Source organism: Yoonia sp. R78084, assembly GCF_044595625.1.
In the GTDB taxonomy this organism is placed as follows: domain Bacteria; phylum Pseudomonadota; class Alphaproteobacteria; order Rhodobacterales; family Rhodobacteraceae; genus Yoonia.
Map to the genome: position 1 here is coordinate 1,784,319 of NZ_CP138993.1, position 16,522 is coordinate 1,800,840.

General features: G+C 58.7%; 14 protein-coding genes. 4 read left to right on the top strand and 10 right to left on the bottom strand.

Annotation, left to right across the window (positions count from 1 at the left end):
* Nucleotides 1-66 precede the first annotated feature (66 nt).
* The 6 genes from SJY29_RS09120 to SJY29_RS09145 form a co-directional block, all read right to left on the bottom strand.
* Entirely contained in the window at nt 67-1,044 is a 978-nt protein-coding gene (locus tag SJY29_RS09120) for an SLAC1 anion channel family protein (protein ID WP_400082068.1), read from the bottom strand.
* A gap of 81 nt (nt 1,045-1,125) precedes the next feature.
* Nucleotides 1,126-1,266, bottom strand: a complete 141-nt coding sequence (gene cydX, locus SJY29_RS09125; RefSeq protein WP_110279148.1) for a cytochrome bd-I oxidase subunit CydX — start codon at nt 1,264-1,266, stop codon at nt 1,126-1,128.
* 15 nt (nt 1,267-1,281) lie between these two features.
* Nucleotides 1,282-2,445 carry a cytochrome d ubiquinol oxidase subunit II gene (cydB, locus tag SJY29_RS09130; RefSeq protein WP_400082071.1) on the bottom strand — a complete coding sequence of 388 codons (1,164 nt, stop codon included), beginning with the start codon at nt 2,443-2,445 and terminating at the stop codon, nt 1,282-1,284.
* Between the two features lie 5 nt (nt 2,446-2,450).
* Nucleotides 2,451-4,073 (bottom strand): cytochrome ubiquinol oxidase subunit I, encoded by a 1,623-nt coding sequence (locus tag SJY29_RS09135; RefSeq protein WP_400082074.1) that lies wholly within the window; start codon nt 4,071-4,073, stop codon nt 2,451-2,453.
* 123 nt (nt 4,074-4,196) lie between these two features.
* Nucleotides 4,197-5,837 (bottom strand): amino acid ABC transporter ATP-binding/permease protein, encoded by a 1,641-nt coding sequence (locus SJY29_RS09140; RefSeq protein WP_400082077.1) that lies wholly within the window; start codon nt 5,835-5,837, stop codon nt 4,197-4,199.
* Nucleotides 5,834-7,501 carry an ABC transporter ATP-binding protein/permease gene (locus tag SJY29_RS09145; protein ID WP_400082080.1) on the bottom strand — a complete coding sequence of 556 codons (1,668 nt, stop codon included), beginning with the start codon at nt 7,499-7,501 and terminating at the stop codon, nt 5,834-5,836. The genes SJY29_RS09140 and SJY29_RS09145 overlap by 4 nt, the downstream gene beginning before the upstream one ends.
* Before the next feature lie 129 nt (nt 7,502-7,630).
* Here SJY29_RS09145 and SJY29_RS09150 point away from each other — a divergent pair, with 129 nt between their 5' ends.
* Nucleotides 7,631-8,098: an RrF2 family transcriptional regulator gene (locus tag SJY29_RS09150; protein WP_400082082.1), complete on the top strand. Its 468-nt coding sequence runs from the start codon at nt 7,631-7,633 to the stop codon at nt 8,096-8,098.
* A 111-nt stretch (nt 8,099-8,209) separates the two neighbouring features.
* On the opposite strand, the gene SJY29_RS09155 is transcribed toward SJY29_RS09150, so the two are convergent.
* The 3 genes from SJY29_RS09155 to SJY29_RS09165 form a co-directional block, all read right to left on the bottom strand.
* Nucleotides 8,210-9,427, bottom strand: a complete 1,218-nt coding sequence (locus tag SJY29_RS09155) for a TsoY family (seleno)protein (protein WP_400082085.1) — start codon at nt 9,425-9,427, stop codon at nt 8,210-8,212.
* Nucleotides 9,428-9,547: 120 nt separating this feature from the next.
* The gene (locus tag SJY29_RS09160; protein WP_400082088.1) at nt 9,548-10,420 is read right to left on the bottom strand and encodes an MBL fold metallo-hydrolase; all 873 of its coding nucleotides are present in this window, start codon (nt 10,418-10,420) and stop codon (nt 9,548-9,550) included.
* Nucleotides 10,421-10,535: 115 nt separating this feature from the next.
* Entirely contained in the window at nt 10,536-11,180 is a 645-nt protein-coding gene (locus SJY29_RS09165) for a peroxiredoxin (RefSeq protein WP_110279154.1), read from the bottom strand.
* A 102-nt stretch (nt 11,181-11,282) separates the two neighbouring features.
* On the opposite strand from SJY29_RS09165, the gene SJY29_RS09170 reads away from it, so the two are divergent.
* Entirely contained in the window at nt 11,283-12,197 is a 915-nt protein-coding gene (locus tag SJY29_RS09170; RefSeq protein ID WP_400082091.1) for a LysR substrate-binding domain-containing protein, read from the top strand.
* A 137-nt stretch (nt 12,198-12,334) separates the two neighbouring features.
* Here SJY29_RS09170 and SJY29_RS09175 read toward each other — a convergent pair whose 3' ends face one another.
* Nucleotides 12,335-14,377, bottom strand: coding sequence for a TonB-dependent receptor domain-containing protein (locus tag SJY29_RS09175; RefSeq protein WP_400082094.1), 2,043 nt, complete (start codon nt 14,375-14,377; stop codon nt 12,335-12,337).
* A 196-nt stretch (nt 14,378-14,573) separates the two neighbouring features.
* On the opposite strand from SJY29_RS09175, the gene SJY29_RS09180 reads away from it, so the two are divergent.
* Nucleotides 14,574-15,626, top strand: a complete 1,053-nt coding sequence (locus SJY29_RS09180; protein ID WP_400082096.1) for a hemin-degrading factor — start codon at nt 14,574-14,576, stop codon at nt 15,624-15,626.
* Nucleotides 15,627-15,694: 68 nt separating this feature from the next.
* A complete protein-coding gene (locus SJY29_RS09185; RefSeq protein WP_400088879.1) occupies nt 15,695-16,519 on the top strand; it encodes a hemin ABC transporter substrate-binding protein in 825 nt (274 codons plus the stop codon).
* The last annotated feature ends 3 nt before the right edge of the window (nt 16,520-16,522 follow it).

A 16,522-nucleotide genomic window follows, 5' to 3' on the forward strand; every position in this document is an offset into this window, starting at 1 on the left:
TTCGACATCCTTCTTTTTGTTCGTGCGCAAACAGGTTGCGCAAGCGAACGTATTTGGACCAAAAACTCATTCCGGCACGCAGATTTTACCTGCGCGGACGGCCAGTGCTGTGCGAAATATCAAAAGGGCCACAACCGCGATGAGGAGCACCAAGAGGCTTGCCCCGATAAACCGGTGTGCAGCGGATCCGACGGCCTGCGCATAGCCGAAACTGGCGATGGAAAGTGCGGCGATCGGGAACGAAAGTGCCCACCACGAGAGGGCGAAAGGCAATTTGCGCAGCTTCGCAGCCTGTGTCGTCACCAGCAGCGCAAAGACATAGGCCACGCTGAGCAGGAAATGCCCGAAAGCGCCAACTTCGCCCTCCAGACGCAGCCATGCCGTAAACGCGACAGCAGGCGGTGCGACAAGGATCATCAGCGTGGGCACCATCTTGCCCGGCATGGGATCGTGGAACATCAGGCGGTTCATGACCAAGGTCAGCAGCACCACCCAGAACATCAGACCGCCCGAAAAGAACAGCCAAGAAATTTCGATGTAACCAAAGTGGCTCCCCGCAAGCGGCACGATGACGTTACCAACCGCAGGAATGAACCATGCCGGTGTCATCATGCCGGTCTGGAACGGACGGTGCCCGATCCACGCAGAAATCACCGCAAGGGCAAGAACGCCCTGCAAGGCAGTGGCGAAAAGCCATAGTGGCGCGGCAACGCGTGGTGCGACCTCCACAAGGGCTGTCGCCAGAAGGAGCAGCGAAATCGAGATTGCTGGAAAGAACGCGATTTTGACCGGATGGCGCCAGTCCCCGACCACCTTGTCCGGATAGCGCAGCACCTTGGCCAGATAGCCCAGCGCCACGGCAGCCAGCATTGCCACGGACAGCGCAAGCACCGCCATTGAAACGATATGCGTCCTGTCAAAAGTGGTTTCTGCCGCACGCAGGCTAAGCGTCAGCCCCATCATTCCCATGCCAATAGCAAAGAGTGTGATCGGAAAGTTGGCAAGCCGCGCGTGGCTTTGATGATCCGTCGCTGTGTCTGTCATGGGTCTACTCTTTGGCGTTGAAATGTCGGGTTGGAGGTGCGGCGGCAACAAGGGGAGGGCCGCCGCCGCACCGCCGCCAAATCAGGATCGACGATCCTGAATTCGGGTTGCCGAACCTTCAGCAATTGTTTGTTCGTCTTCTTTCATCTCAAGCCACATCGCATTCATAACGGCGAAAATAGCGGCCAGCGGGAGGCCAAGGAGCCAAGCGAAATACCACATCGGGGTTTCCTTTCTTCAGTAAACGGAGTGGGAGTTTTCCGAGACATCGTCCTCGGTGACCTTGCCCCACAGCACTTTGTAGACCCAGGCGGTGTACATCAGGATCAGCGGCATAAAGATCGCCGTAACCACCAGCATGATGAACAACGTCAGGTGCGAGGACGAACTGTTCCAGACGGTCAGCGACGATTGCGGATCGCTGGAGCTGGGCATGATGAAGGGGAACATGGTCAGGCCAACAGACGAGATCACACCAAGAATTGCCATTTTGGAGAACAGCAAGGTCGAGACTTCACGACCTGCCCGCAGGCCGATAAAAGTGAGCAGTCCGCCCATGATCCCCATAACTGGGGCCACAACGATCCAAGGCCGGTCGCCATAGGCCGATAGCCAGCTTGCTGTGCGTTCAACCTCGAAGTGCAGCGGGTTTGACGGACCGTTCGTTACATAGTCACCAACGATGCGGAAACCGTCGATCCCGACAGCCATCCACAGGCCCGCAAGCACATAGGCCCCCACGGCGACCAGTGCTGCAATCGAACCAATCGCACGGGCACGTGTCTGCACCACACCTTCAGCTTTCAGCGTCAGCCAAGCGCCACCATGCATCACCAGCATGGCGAAAGACACCACACCCGCAAGGATCGAGAACGGATCGAGCAGGCCGATGAACTTCATGTACCACGCACCTTCGTAGATCGTGTGCAGGTCATCGGTGAAGTGGAACGGCACGCCCTGGATCACATTGCCGACAGCCACCCCAAAAAGCAGCGCAGGCACCGCACCAGAGCCAAACAGCGCCCAGTCCCATGCATTACGCCAACGCGGATCATCCCGCTTGGAGCGGTATTTGAACGCGACTGGACGTACGATAAAGGCCGCGAGAATGACAAACATCGCAAGGTAGAAGCCCGAAAAGCTGACCGCATAGAGCGGCGGCCATGCGGCAAAGATCGCGCCGCCACCCAAGATGAACCAGACCTGGTTCCCTTCCCAAACGGGGCCGACCGTGTTGATCGCCACGCGGCGTTCGATATCGGTCTTGCCGACGAAGGGCAGCAGGGTGCCAACCCCCATGTCGAACCCGTCCGTAAGGGCAAATCCGATCAGCAAGACCCCAAGCAGGCCCCACCAGATCACGCGCAGTACTTCATAGCTGACTAATTCATGCAGGATCATAACTGTTACTCCGCTGGCTGCATTTCGGGCTGGGCGATTGCGTCTGCGTTGCGACGGCCGGCAAGGCGATCGTGGTGGCGCGCCACCCACGCGTCGGTTTCTTCAACATCCTGGAACGGTCCCTTGCGGATGTATTTGATCATCAGGCCCATCTCGATGATGAACAGGACCGTGTAGAAGATGATGAAACCCGCCAGTGTGATCGCGACTTCTGTCATCGACAGGGCCGAGACGGACATCGCAGTGGGCAGAACCCCGTCCACAGTCCAAGGCTGGCGGCCAAACTCAGCCACGAACCAGCCCATTTCGGCGGCAATCCATGGTGCAGGGATCATCCAGACCGCCAGATGCAGGGCGGGCCGCGGGAAGTTCATGCCTTTGAAGGATGCGCGATAGAAAAAATACGCCATGGTGCCGATAAACCCGAACCCAAGGCCCACCATGATCCGGAAAGCCCAGAACAACGGCCAGACTGTCGGCACCGTGTCGTTTGCGGCCAAAACAATCTGCTCTTCGGTCGCGTCACGCGGGTCATCCACATAGCGTTTCAGCAAGAAGGCAAAGCCCAGATCGGCAGAATGCGCTTCGAACTGTGCAGTGACCGCAGGGGCCGCCGCTTCACGTTGCTCGCGGATCTCCATCAAAGCGTCATAGGCAATGACACCGGACCGGATACGGTCCTCGGCCTGCGCCACCAGATCGTTGATCCCGGGAATTTCGGTGGTCAAAGACCGTGTTCCGATCAGGCCCATCGCCCATGGAATTTCGATGGCGTAATGTGTCTCGCGTGTTTCCTGATCAGGAAAGCCGACAAGGTTAAAGGGTGCGGGTGCTTCGTGGGTTTCCCACATTGCCTCAATCGCGGCGAGCTTCATCTTCTGGCTATGTGTCGCGGAATAACCGGATTCGTCACCAAGCAGGACAACCGAGAACGCAGAGGCCAGACCGAACGCGGCAGCCACTGTGATGGACCGGCGGGCCAGTTCGATGTGGCGGCTCTTGAGCAGATACCAGGCAGAGACACCGATCACAAAGACCGACGCGGTGACATAGCCTGCCGAAACAGTGTGCACAAATTTCGCCTGCGCGACCTCGTTGAAGAGCACGGCAAAGAAATCCGTCATCTCCATACGCATGGTCATCGGGTTGAATTCAGCCCCGACCGGGTTTTGCATCCAGCCATTGGCGATCAGGATCCAGAGCGCTGAGAAGTTCGAGCCAATGGCAACCAGCCAAGCCACGGTCAGGTGGGCGACTTTGCTCAGCTTGTCCCAACCGAAAAAGAATAGCCCGACAAATGTGGCCTCGAGGAAGAAGGCCATCAGACCTTCGATCGCCAAAGGCGCGCCAAAGATGTCGCCGACATAGTGGCTGTAATAGCTCCAGTTCATGCCGAACTGGAATTCCATCGTAATGCCCGTTGCCACCCCGAGAACAAAGTTGATCCCAAAAAGTGTGCCCCAAAACTTCGTCATTTGCCGCCAGATCGGGCGGTTTGTCATCACATAGACCGTCTCCATGATCGCCACGAGGATCGACAGACCCAGCGTCAGCGGCACGAAGAGGAAGTGATACATCGCTGTCAGCGCAAATTGCAGGCGCGACAGTTCAACGATCCCAAATTCCATATCTCTTGCTCCGGATATCGGGGGACGAATCCCCCCGATTTCAAATTCCAACTATGGAATGTATCTGATGCGAAGAGCCGGTGGGCCTTGATCTAGATCAATAAGATGTATTTCATATACAACTTAAATGAGGCTCACTGTCCGATCCGCAAATGCGGTCTCGATCCGGCGATGGGCCGCGATCAGGATGGCCGCATCGGGCAAGAACCGGCGGACACCCTCGAGTACGGCTTGGGCAGTGGTTTCATCCAACCCTTCCGTTGGTTCATCAAGCAGCAAAACCTTTGGGCGACGTAGCAGAACACGTGCCAAAACCAATCGGCGCGCCTCGCCCCCCGATAACCCTTCGCCACGCGCACCGAGCATGGTTTGCAGCCCGTCTCTTGCCTCAATGACATCCAAAAGCTGAACCGCATCGAGGACCTGCCACAGTGTGGTATCGTCGCTCTCAGGCGCCGCGAGGCGAAGCGCCTCTGCGATCGTTCCACCCATCAAAGCACTGCGCTGCGGCAAGAGCACGACAGTATCACGCAACGACGGCTCATCCCAATCCGCGACCGGCAAACCGCCCAGCGTCATCATGCCCGCCGCAACCGGATGCAGGCCCGCAACAGACAAAAGCAGAGTTGATTTCCCGGACCCGCTCGGACCGGTCAGAGCGACGGTCTCACGGGGACCCACAGTAAGGGTCAGATCGTCAAAGACAGGAACGCTGGAAAACGGACGGGTCAGCCGCACACCATGGATATTCAGATATCCGACCGCCCCCGCAGAAACCGGCCGCTCTGCGGGTGACACCTTGATGTCGCGAGAGACACGTCTGGCCGCCTCTGCCATGCGCCCCAAATCGCTTGCGGCGCGGCGCAGAGGCGCAATCGTTTCTGCCAATGCAAGAGCGGCAAAAAACCCGAGGGCCGCGAATGCCGGCGCAAATTCGCCCGCTTGCGCCTTGGTCATACCTAGCCAAAGAGTGCCACCCGCGACCAGCGTCCCAAGCATTTGCAGCGCCGCACCGGTCAGACGCTCGGCGCGGTCTTGTTGTACCTGTAGTGCGCGGCGTCGGCTGTCCGCCGTCACTGCGAAATCAGCCTGCGCAATCAATCTGCCCTGCACGGCCAGATCGCGCCGCCCCCGGATCAGATCAATCAGGCGCGACCGGAACGCCTGGGCCGCCGCCTCTGTGCGGCGGGACAGAGACGCGGTCTTGCGCGTCGCGTATAAAAAGATCGCGGCGCTGCCCAAAACGTATCCCGCGAAAATCCACAGTGCGACCGACAGTCCGATCAAGGCCCAGAGTACGACGAACACAGCCGCTTGGACGAGCAGCCCCGACAGAACCGGCAGCACAAGCCGCAGCACCACCCCGTCAAGAACATCAATGTCAGCCGTCAAACGGTTGAGCGCCTGTGCCCCGCGGGTGCGGATCATTCTGTCGTATGAGGCCGTAACAAATCCGCCAAGCAACCGCACACGTAACGATTCCAGCGCGCGAAGTGTGGCGTCATGGGTCAGCACGCGCTCTCCGTAACGTCCCGCAGCGCGGCCGAGCGCCAGAAAGCGCACCATCGCGGACGGGCGAAAAACGTCAAAGACCGCACCTGTCCCTGCCAGACCTGCAGCAGCGGCGGCTGTGATAAACCAGCCCGACAGCCCAAGCAAAGCGGCCCCCATCGCGAGCACAACAAAGCTGAGCGCGGCACCCCGCCAAAGAGAGGTGGGCTGTTCACGCAGGATCAGTCGGAAAATACGCCACAGAGCCTTCATGGCATGGTTCCGATCCGGATGATCCGGTCCATCTTTGCCGCGAGATTACGATCATGGGTCGCAACGATCAGCGTTGCACCGCGTTGCGCTTGTGTCAGCAGACCTTGGGTCACTGCCGCCGCGGTCTTTGCATCAAGATCAGCGGTTGGTTCATCCGCCAGAATGACATCCGGCGCCCCAAGAATGGCCCGCGCCAATGTGATGCGGCGCGCCTCGCCGCCCGAGAGGCCCCCACCGGTCTCGCCAAGCCGCGTATGCAATCCCTGCGGCAGGCCGGCCACAACATCGCCGACCGCCGCCAGTTCCAAGGCCTGCGTCGGATCGGTCGCGCGCCCCAGTGTCAGATTGTAGCGCAAACTGGCATTGAGAAAATGCGGCGACTGCGGCATCCATCCGATCCGGGCCCGCCATGCATCCGCCGTATCTTGATCAAGCGGCCGCCCCGCCACCGTCACCTTGCCCGATGCTGGCTGCAGCAGGCCAGCGATCATGCGCAGGACAGACGTCTTGCCTGCCCCGCTTGGCCCCATCAGGGCAACTGTTTCGCCGGGCGCTATGGCAATATCATCCAAAACGGCACCACCCGGCAAAGCGCAGCCATTCAATAACACGCTGGCAGGGCCGCTGAGCGGGCTTTCCGGCCCACCCTGCCCCAGCAAGGTCAGCGTCTCGGCTCCGTCCCATGCGCTTAAATCGTCAAACACCGCATCAGCGGCGGCTTTGTCATGCCATGCCGCGGCCAGATCGCGCATCGACTGATAGAATTCAGGGGCCAACAACAGCAAGAAGATACCGGCCTGCGGCGTGAGCGGACCACCCCAAGTGCCGAATTCAAGGGCCCCCAGAAGCGAGAAACCGACAAACACCGCAACCATTGCAACACCAATCGCGGCAAAAAGCTCCAACACGGTCGAGGATAGAAACGCAACCCGCAGGACGGCCATCGTGCGGTGGCGCAAGTCGCTTGCCTTCGCAGAGAAGCCATCAAGCACCGGTTTGCTTGCCCCCAAAAGACGGATGTCGACAAGTGCCGACAACCGCTCAACCAGAAGATCGTTGAGGGTGCCAATCTCGGCCATCTGGCGGCGGCTGGCATCTTTGGCCGCCAGTCCGACAAGTGCCATGAAGACAGGGATCAATGGCCCCGATATCATCAGGACCACGGCGACCGCCCATGAAAACCAAAGCGCAAGGGCGAAGATGACAAACGGTAAGATCATCACGCGCGCGCGGGCCGATGCATAGCGGGTGATGTAAGGGATCAGAAGATCCAGCTTCTCCGCGGCCAGGGCTGAAATGCTACCGGCACCGCCAAAGGCACTATCGGATGCACGCCGCGCTTCGGACGCCACGATCTGCAACCGTGCCGCATGAACCACGCGCAGCGCGGCCGTTTCCGCAAGTGCTTCGGATTTGACCCCCAGAATGACACGGAGCCCCCCAAGCATGAAAAAGCCCGCCGCCACGAGAAACGGGGACACTTGCTCCCCCGTCAGCAGCCCACCCAACGCGAAGGCGACCAGCCCTGCCTGCACCGGCCAGACAAGGTTGGCCAAAACTGCAAAAACAGCCGCTTTTTTCTGAAGGCTCCGGCCAGGTGACAGCCAATCACGTGGGCCAATTGTTTTGTCCTGTGCGTCGGTCAGGCCATTCTTATGCGCCACGCAAACCTCATAACTTGATTCTTGAATACCAGATAAAGAAGTTTTCTTGGTAAGGGCGTGATCTAGATCAAACAAATGTTCCGCAACGCAGAGCAAAGTGGTGAAACACGAATCCTTGATGGGACTTATATGCGCCTCACCACTCGCACGAACCTTGCAGCCCGCATTCTGATGGCCTGCGCCGTCAACGACGGCGTGACAGTTCGCACATCCGAGATTGCTGAAAAATGCAATGCATCGACGCATCACCTGTTGCAGGTCGTCAACCTTTTGCAGAGCAACGGGTTTGTGGAAACGATCCGCGGGCGCACGGGCGGGCTCCGTCTCGCGCGGTCAATGGACCAGATTTCGATCGGCGCTGTCTTTCGCGTCTTCGAGGGCGGGGTGCCTTTCGCGGAATGTTTTGACACGGAAGCCAACTCTTGCCCCCTGTCCCCAACCTGTCGTCTGCGCAGTTACATTTCACGGGCACTCGAAGCCTTCTATCACGAACTGGATATGGTGACACTTTCCGATCTTGTAAAAGGCAACTGCGGGCTGACTGCGCTGTTGGATATGGCGCCCAGACCACCCATGTCTTGCGGCCTGTCTGCCTAACCAGCAATCGTGGCCTGAAACGCAGGCCCAATGACGAAGCTGTTGTTTCGCAAATGAATTACCCCCGCTCTGTTTGAACAAGGCGGGGGTAATTCATTTTTCAGGTGAGCTTTATTCGGCAGGCACCATGCTGGCCGAGGATCCGCGTGCGGAAAAGTGCTGGCGGTTCAGGCGGAACACCAGGGCGATCATCAGGATCTGGGCCAGCAGTGCAATGGCTGTCAGGCTCCAATATGCGATGCCGAACTGGGCAATCAGCCCCGCAGCCACCAGACCCTTGTTGATGAAGAAGTGCAGCATCACCGACAAGGCAACCCCGGGACAGACCAGCGCGTATGAACCGGGCGAAGTCTTATCACCTAGAACAAAGTCAGCGAAATATCCCTGACGGCGCAGCACCAGCATCCCGAGCAGCAGAAACAGAACCTGCACAGTCAAAAGGCGCGCAAGAAAGAACATGGTCTCACCCGCAGTCTGGTGCAGGTCAAACCCGATATGCAAGCCGTGGCTTTGACGCAGGGACATGATGCCCAGCACGGTCATGATCGGCACGATCACCATCAGTGTCGGCCCTGCTTCGCGGGCAGTCCCATAGTGCAACATGGAGCTGAAAGCCGTGATAGCGGCAACGACGGTGTACAGGATGGCCGCTGTTCCAAAGAAGGTCGACAGGACAAGCGACGTGCCAACAACCAGCGTGTTCCCACTCATGGCAGCCGGAGCTGCCAGACCAACGGCGACCATCGCAAGGGCGAAGGCTGGCAACAACTGGGCAAAAGAGTTGTGCGCGGTCACATCGAAAACGCCACCTTTGGTCAAAACGCGCCCCAGAAAATCACCGATCAAAAGCAGCGCCCAGACACCAATGGCAAGAAACGCGATCAAAGCCAAAGGAAACAGGTATTCCACCACCAGCCACAGGCCGGGCACAAAGACGAGCCCGACAATGAACATTGCATTGACGGTCATGGCCGCAGCCAAAGGTCCGGCAAGCAAGGTGGTTTCACCATTTGACGCGCGCAGCGCTTCGTATTGCGGTGTCTTGCGAAAGCGCGAGAGCGCGGACAGGTTCCAGATCAGGGACTTGACGTTCAGAAAGGCAAACACGGCAATCCCCGCCATCGCAACGACAACAGCCACCTGAAGCGGCAATGCCCCGTTGGCAAAGACCGCCATCAGATCTTCGAAAATTGGTACGGGGCGCCCGACATGAGGGACCCAGAACATAAGATACATAAAGAACGTCACGCTCAGCCCGCCTGCGCCAAGCGACGCAAGAAAATAGAGCGGTGAATAGGTGTCAGCGGGTCTTGTGTGATTTCTGTCCATTGCATTTACTCCAGCAATTGTATGATTGCGCCCACAATACATTCCAAATGTGGAATGTTTCCTTGATGTAGATCAAATAGGCACTTTGCGCAGGGGTTTTACCCCTGCGCAAAAGCAGCGTTAGCGCGAAACAAAGTAGTTCATCGGCAGCCTGAGATAGGATCGTCCGTTGTCTTCCGCCTCGGGCAACCGACCACCCCGGATGTTCACTTGAAGTGCTGCCAGCATCAGTTTCGGCAGAGGCAGGGTCTGATCGCGGGCATCCCGCACGGCACGAAAGGCGTCCTCGGAGGGATCATCCTGAAAATGGATGTTGGATGCTTTATGCGCAGCAACAGTCGCTTCGCAGGCTGCATCACGCCCCTCCGGCGCATAGTCGTGACCGACAAAGACGCGGGTACTGTCCGGCAGCGCCAGAATGGCCTGAATGCTGTCATAGAGGGCCTTGGAACTGCCGCCCGGAAAATCGGCGCGCGATGATCCGCTGTCCGGCATCATGAGCGTGTCATGCACAAAGGCCGCATCTCCGGCAACATAGGTGATGGATGCCAGAGTATGGCCAGGCGAAAACATGACCTTCACAGGCACATTCCCGACCATGAATTGCTCACCATCCTCGAACAGGTGGTCCCATTGGCTTCCGTCGGCGGGAAAATCTGCCGGCAGGTTGTAGATATCCTTCCACAGGTTCTGCACACCGGTCACCCGTGCGCCGATCCCTGTTCGCGCCCCCAGCTTTTCAGCCAGCCATGGTGCTGCGGAAAAGTGATCAGCATGCGGGTGGGTGTCGAGGACCCAGACGATCTCGATCCCTGCATCCTGAATGTAGGCCAGGATCTTTTCGGCATTGGCTGTCGATGTGGCCCCGGCAAGCGGATCAAAATCCAGCACAGGATCGACGATGGCACCTTGCATGGTGTCGGGGTCGTGGAACACGTACTGCCAGCTTCCTGTCGGCGCGTCCCAGAAAGGTCTTACGATAGGGTTAGACATGGGTTTACTCCTTTATCTGTGATTGCCGCACGCATTGCGCGGCAACCTCACGTTTGTTTCGGCTTGCTGCGGTGAACCGGCGGGGCGGTACCCCGCCCTGCCCAACCGCAAAGCGTCAAAGGGCGCGTGTCGAAAAATACCAATCGACCGTATTATACCCTTCACCCGCACGGGCCATTGCGGCCTCTGGTGTGGCCGGTGTCGGCACGATGACCTCATCACCCGGCTTCCAGTTTTCAGGCATTGCGCACTGGTTTGCGTCTGCGGTTTGCAACGCCACCAGCAGGCGGTGGATTTCGTCAACTGACCGGCCCGCATTCATCGGATAATAGACCATCGCGCGCAGAACGCCCTCGGGGTCGATAATAAATGTCGCGCGGACAGCAGCCGTATCAGATGCACCCGGCTGGATCATTCCATAGGCTTGGGCGACGGCCATATTCAGGTCAGCAATGATCGGGAACCGGATTTCCACGCCGAACTTTTCCTTGATGTTCAGCATCCATGCGATGTGGCTGTAATGGCTGTCGATCGACAGACCCAGCAGTGCGGTATTCATGGCGGTGAATTCATCATGCTTTTTCGCAAAGGCTATAAATTCGGTGGTGCACACAGGCGTAAAATCGGCGGGGTGCGAGAAAAGGATCAACCATTTGCCGCGATAGTCCTCAAGCGTTTTGCGACCATCGGTGGTGGGCGCATCAAAGGCAGGGGCAGGTTCGTTCAGGCGTGGGCCGGTGGGTGTCACTGTGTCAGTCATTTCTTTGTTCCTTCAGGTGATCGTTGCGATGACCCAGAGGTAGTCACTTGCTACTTATAAGAGAAATTGAATATATTACTTATAGTAATAGGATTTCTCTATATGTTTACGCTCCGCCATCTTCAGTTCCTGATTGCCGTCGCTGATACCGCCAGCTTTTCGCGCGCCGCGGACATCAGCTTTGTCACCCAGCCGACGCTGAGCGCGGGGATCAAGGAACTCGAAGACCGTCTCGGCGTGCAGTTGATCGAGCGCACAAGGCGCAGTGTGATGCTCACTCCGCTGGGCGAGCAGATCGTGGCCCGCGCCCGTGCACTGCTGCTGGATGCCAAAGAGATCGAGGACTTGGCGCGCGCACATCAAAACCCCGAAGAGGGCGACTTGCGGCTGGGGGCCATTCCCACGATTGGCCCCTATCTGATCCCGCAGGCCCTGCCGCTGATCCGCGTGCAGTTTCCCGGCCTGCGGCTCTACCTGCGCGAGGAAATGACAGAAGCCTTGATCGAGGGCCTGAACGCAGGGCGTTTGGATCTGATCCTGATCGCCCTGCCCTTCGACACAGGATCGCTCGAAATCGCGCATTTGTTCGAAGACGGCTATCAACTCGCCACTCCGCCAAACGCGCCACGTCCACAAACAACAGGCCATTCCGCCCTGGAGGACGCAGGCCAACTGATGCTTCTGGAAAAAGGTCACTGCCTTCAGCGACACGCCCTTCAGGCTTATCCTGACCGGAACCTCGCCCAGGATGAGACCTTTGCGGCGACCAGCCTGACAACGCTGGTCGCCATGGTGTCAGAGGGGCTTGGCGTCACGCTTTTGCCCAATCTGGCCGTTGATGCCGGCATCGTGTCCAAGTCCACAGTGCGCTTAACCCCGCTTCCTGACGCCTGCCCACGACAGGTTGTCCTTGCGTGGCGACAGAATTCCGCCCGCGCGGGACTGTTTGAAAAGCTGGTGGAATTGCTGCGTCAAAGCCGTTTGCGGCAAGACATCCATCTGTCCGGTCGCGCGTAAGACGACCGGTTCGATGACACCCCAAGGGCATATGGAAAATGATCGTAAAACGCTTGTCGTAAGCCCGGAGGTGTTTTCATTCACACCGGTCATTGGCCCGCCCTTCATAAGGGCGGACCAGACACTTCCTGTCCCGCCTAGAAAGATTTCGTCAGCGACACGTTGAACGACCTGCCCGGCGCTTTCCTGCTGGGGGATGACAGATGTCCCACATAATCAGCGTCAAAAGCGTTCTCGACCCCGAGGCGCAGTTCGCTGCCATCAAGCCATCCTTGGGCTTGGGGCGTCCATGTTGCACGCAGGTTGTGCACAGTACTGTCCGGCAGATCATCGCCAAGGGCATCGCGGCGATCAACCGCATGAATGATTTCCCAACTCAGATCCAGGCGGTCTTCCCATTTTCTGCCCAAAGTCACCTGCGCCCGATCCGCCGGCGTGTTGCGCCATGTTGCATCGGTGCCATCGGGGTTGAATTCAGTACCCTCGCCGATATGTCCGGCAAAATCGGCGTAGAGGCCGCTTGCCGTGCCGTATGAGGCTTCCAGTTCAAACCCGCTCGACTCCACACGGTCCAGTTCCGTCGCCATCGAACCTGCCACCGTGTAACTGGTGATGTCGCTAAGTTCGGTCCGATAGAGATTGCCGCGCATGGTGAAGGTGTCACCATTGGCAAAGACATCTGTGCTTGTGTATTCGGCCCCAAGCTCGAATGTGTTGGATTTCTCTGACATGCCGATCCGCCGCTGTGCGGTGTCGCTGGTCCCCAGATCATCAATGATCGGCAGACCTTCGGTATAGGCCGCCGAGCCAAAGACAGAGAGCCCCACGCCAAAATCATACGCCAGAGCCAGACCACCCATCAGGGCGTCTTTTTCATAGGTATCGGGAACACCGGCAAGGTCGTTTTCGCTTTCAATGCTGGAACTTTCATAACGCATGGCCGGTGTCACCGTGAATTGCCCCATGCTCATTTCATCAACAACAAACAGGGCAAAACGATCGTTTGTGCCACCCGGCGCACCGCCAGCCGCGTTATCGGCACGGGTCCGGCGCTGCGCCTCGACCCCTGCAAGCATGTCGTGCGCGATTGCGCCCGTGTCAAACAAGGCGCGGTTTGTCACGGTCAGCTTGGCGGTTTCATAGCGTTGGTCGGCATTTACCGTTTCGAGAAGGAACGGGAAGCTCGGCGTGCCTTCCAAAGGCGAGGACCCGGGAATGTAGTCTGAGTCGATAGCCTGATCGGCATAAGAGAGATTGGCGCGCAGATCGACGAGATCCGTGACCGGGTTAAAACGATACTCGACAGCTGTCTGTGTCGTTTCGGTCAGGCGGTCTACGCGACCAAAGGAATCCGCCGTCGTCACGAATTGGTCATAGGGGACATCCTTGTCGTCTGCGACCGTACTTGAATGGCTGAACATCAGGGAGTGTGCGTCGTCCTGCCCGAAGGTGAATGTGCCCTTCGCGAGGAACGAAGGCGTGCGGAACGCGCTGTTTCCGATCGTCGTCCCGTCACCTGCCGTCAGGTCGTCCTGATCACGCAGGGTATAGTTCAGCAGAAATTCGGCACCTTCGGTCGGCATCCATGCAAGGTTGGTCGAACTGACCAAACCGCTGCCGTTCGAGCTGAACGAAAGGGTCTGTGAGCCCCCAAAGCCAGGGACACCCCCTGTAAAATCGGAGGCGTCCTTTGTTTCCAGCCTCACAACCCCACCGACAATACCGGACCCATAGGCAAAGCTGCCGATAGTCCCGCGCAACACCTCGACTTCGCGATAGAGCAGCGGGTCGGTGAAAAGCTGTGTTCCGATGCGATAGAGTTCTTCCGACCCGACCGAGGCGCCGTCGATCTGGATCGCGATTTTCTGGTCCGAACCGAATGTCGTGTTCGCGCCGAAGCCCCGGATATTGATACCCGACCCTTGCGGGGTTGTGCCGTTCACCAAGGTGACACCCGGCACGCTGTCGATCAGTTGTGCGACCGTGCTGGCTTGTCGGTCCATGATCTCTTCTTCACCAACAACCGTCCGCGATAGCGCGGTGCCAAAGCTGAGATCGCGTTTACCGCCGGTGAGGATAAGTGTCCCCAGAAAGCCGGGATCACTGTCTTGTGCCGTGGCTGGCATGGCCAGCAACAAGCAGACAAGCGCGGTCGTGCCGCGCATCAAAGAGGTAAGCATTGCGCCATCCTTCGTGTGTTTCAGGCCGAAGCTTGCGAAGGCTGGCGCGGCAGTTTTCATGATTTTGCGCTACAACGTACCGCAACGGGTTGCAGCTTTAAACTTACCCAACTAAAACAGTCAAGTAATTAGACAGCCACGCACCACGTCTTTCGGGCGCAGCCATCGGACCATAAACAAACATCCGAGGACGCCCATGACACAGCATAGCGCTGCCAATCCTTCCGATATTCGCACTTTTCTTGCGGAAAACCCGAAATTGCGCGCTCGCGATGCGGCAGACGCCCAAGGCATTGCCGAGGCGCAGCTCGTTGCTGCCGGCATCGGCTATGGCACTACCCGAATCGCGGCCCACCCCGACCGGATCATTTCCGCAGCCGAAGCCTTGGGCGAAGTCATGGCGCTGACCCGTGTTGATGCCTGCGTACATGAAAAGGTAGGCGCATACGGCAACTACCACCGTGGCGATCATGCGGCGATGACCCTGACCGAGAATATCGACCTGCGCATCTTTCCGTCTCATTGGGTGCATGCTTTCGCCGTCGAGACAGAGACCGCGCAGGGCGTGCGACGCTCTTTGCAGATTTTCGATGCAGCAGGCGATGCGGTGCACAAAATCCATCTGCGCGACGGATCACACCACGCGGCATGGCCCGCAATTGTCGCCGATCTGGCCGTCGCTGATCAGTCGGACAGTCAGGTGGTCGCGGCGCGCGTGCCCGTCGAGGGCCCGAAATCGCGCGCCGACAAAGCCGACATTCTGCGGGCAGAATGGGCAAAGCTGACGGATACGCACCAATTCCTGCGCCTGTGTGCCAAACTCAAGATGAACCGGCTCGGGGCCTACCGGATTGCCGGTGCACCTTGGGTGCGCCAGCTTGCCCCGAAGGCCGCTGATACGATGCTTCAGGCTGTGCGCGATGCCGGGATCGAGGTGATGATCTTTGTCGGAAACCGTGGCTGCATCCAGATCCATACCGGCAAGATCCATAGCCTGAAACCGATGGGGCCTTGGCAGAACGTCATGGATCCCGGGTTCAACCTGCATCTGCGCCTCGACAAGGTGGCCGAGGTCTGGGCCGTGCACAAACCCACGCAACGCGGACCTGCCGTATCGGTCGAAGCCTTCGATGCTGAAGGCGGTATGATTTTTCAGGTGTTCGGTGTCGGCAAGGAGGGGCGCGATTCACGCGCAGAATGGGGCCAGATCGTGGATTGCCTTTCAACGCTTGTCGAGGTGCCCGCATGAGACACTGGCCTCGTAAAACCGCCTTCCGGACAGGATTATGCGCAGCTTTGTGCAGCACGTTTCTTGCCATGGACGTCAACGCCGAACAAAACGCAGATACGCCGCAGGCACAGGCCGATGTGCTGTCAATCGGCGGTTCAGTCACCGAAATCATTGCAGCCCTTGGTCAGGCGCACCGCCTCAAGGCGCGCGACACAACGTCCAGTTATCCACCCAGTGTCGCCGACCTGCCCGATGTGGGTTACATGCGCGCCCTTTCTCCCGAAGGTGTGCTCTCGGTTGGGCCATCACTGATCCTGACCGAGGAAGGCGCTGGCCCCCCAGAGGCGCTCGATGTGATCCGCGCGGCGAATGTCGCCCTTGTCGAAGTGCCCGACGCCCTGAGCGTTGCAGGCATCCTGCGCAAGATCGAGATCGTGGGCGAGACACTTGGTGTGCCGGAACACGCTGCCGGATTAATGGCCGAAGTTGAGGCCGATCTCGTGGCGGCGCTCACGGACGCTGAACGTCCCGAGGATGACAAGAAGCGCGTGCTTTTTGTGCTGTCCACGCAGGGCGGCAAGATCAATGCCTCTGGTACAGGCACGGCAGCGGACGCGCTGATCCGGATGGCGGGGGGTGTGAATGCGGTCTCCGATTACGAAGGCTACAAACAGATCACCGACGAAGCGGTCGGGCTGGCCGCACCCGATGTGATCCTGATGATGGACAGGGGCGGCGATCATGGGCTGGCAGATGACGAATTGTTCGCCATGCCTGCGGTCCGGTTGACACCCGCCGCGCAAACGCGTTCGATCGTGCGCATGGATGGCCTGCTGATGCTGGGCTTCGGGCCGCGCACGGCGCAGGCCGTGCAGATGCTGAACGACGCGCTTTATGCAAAGGGAACCTGACCG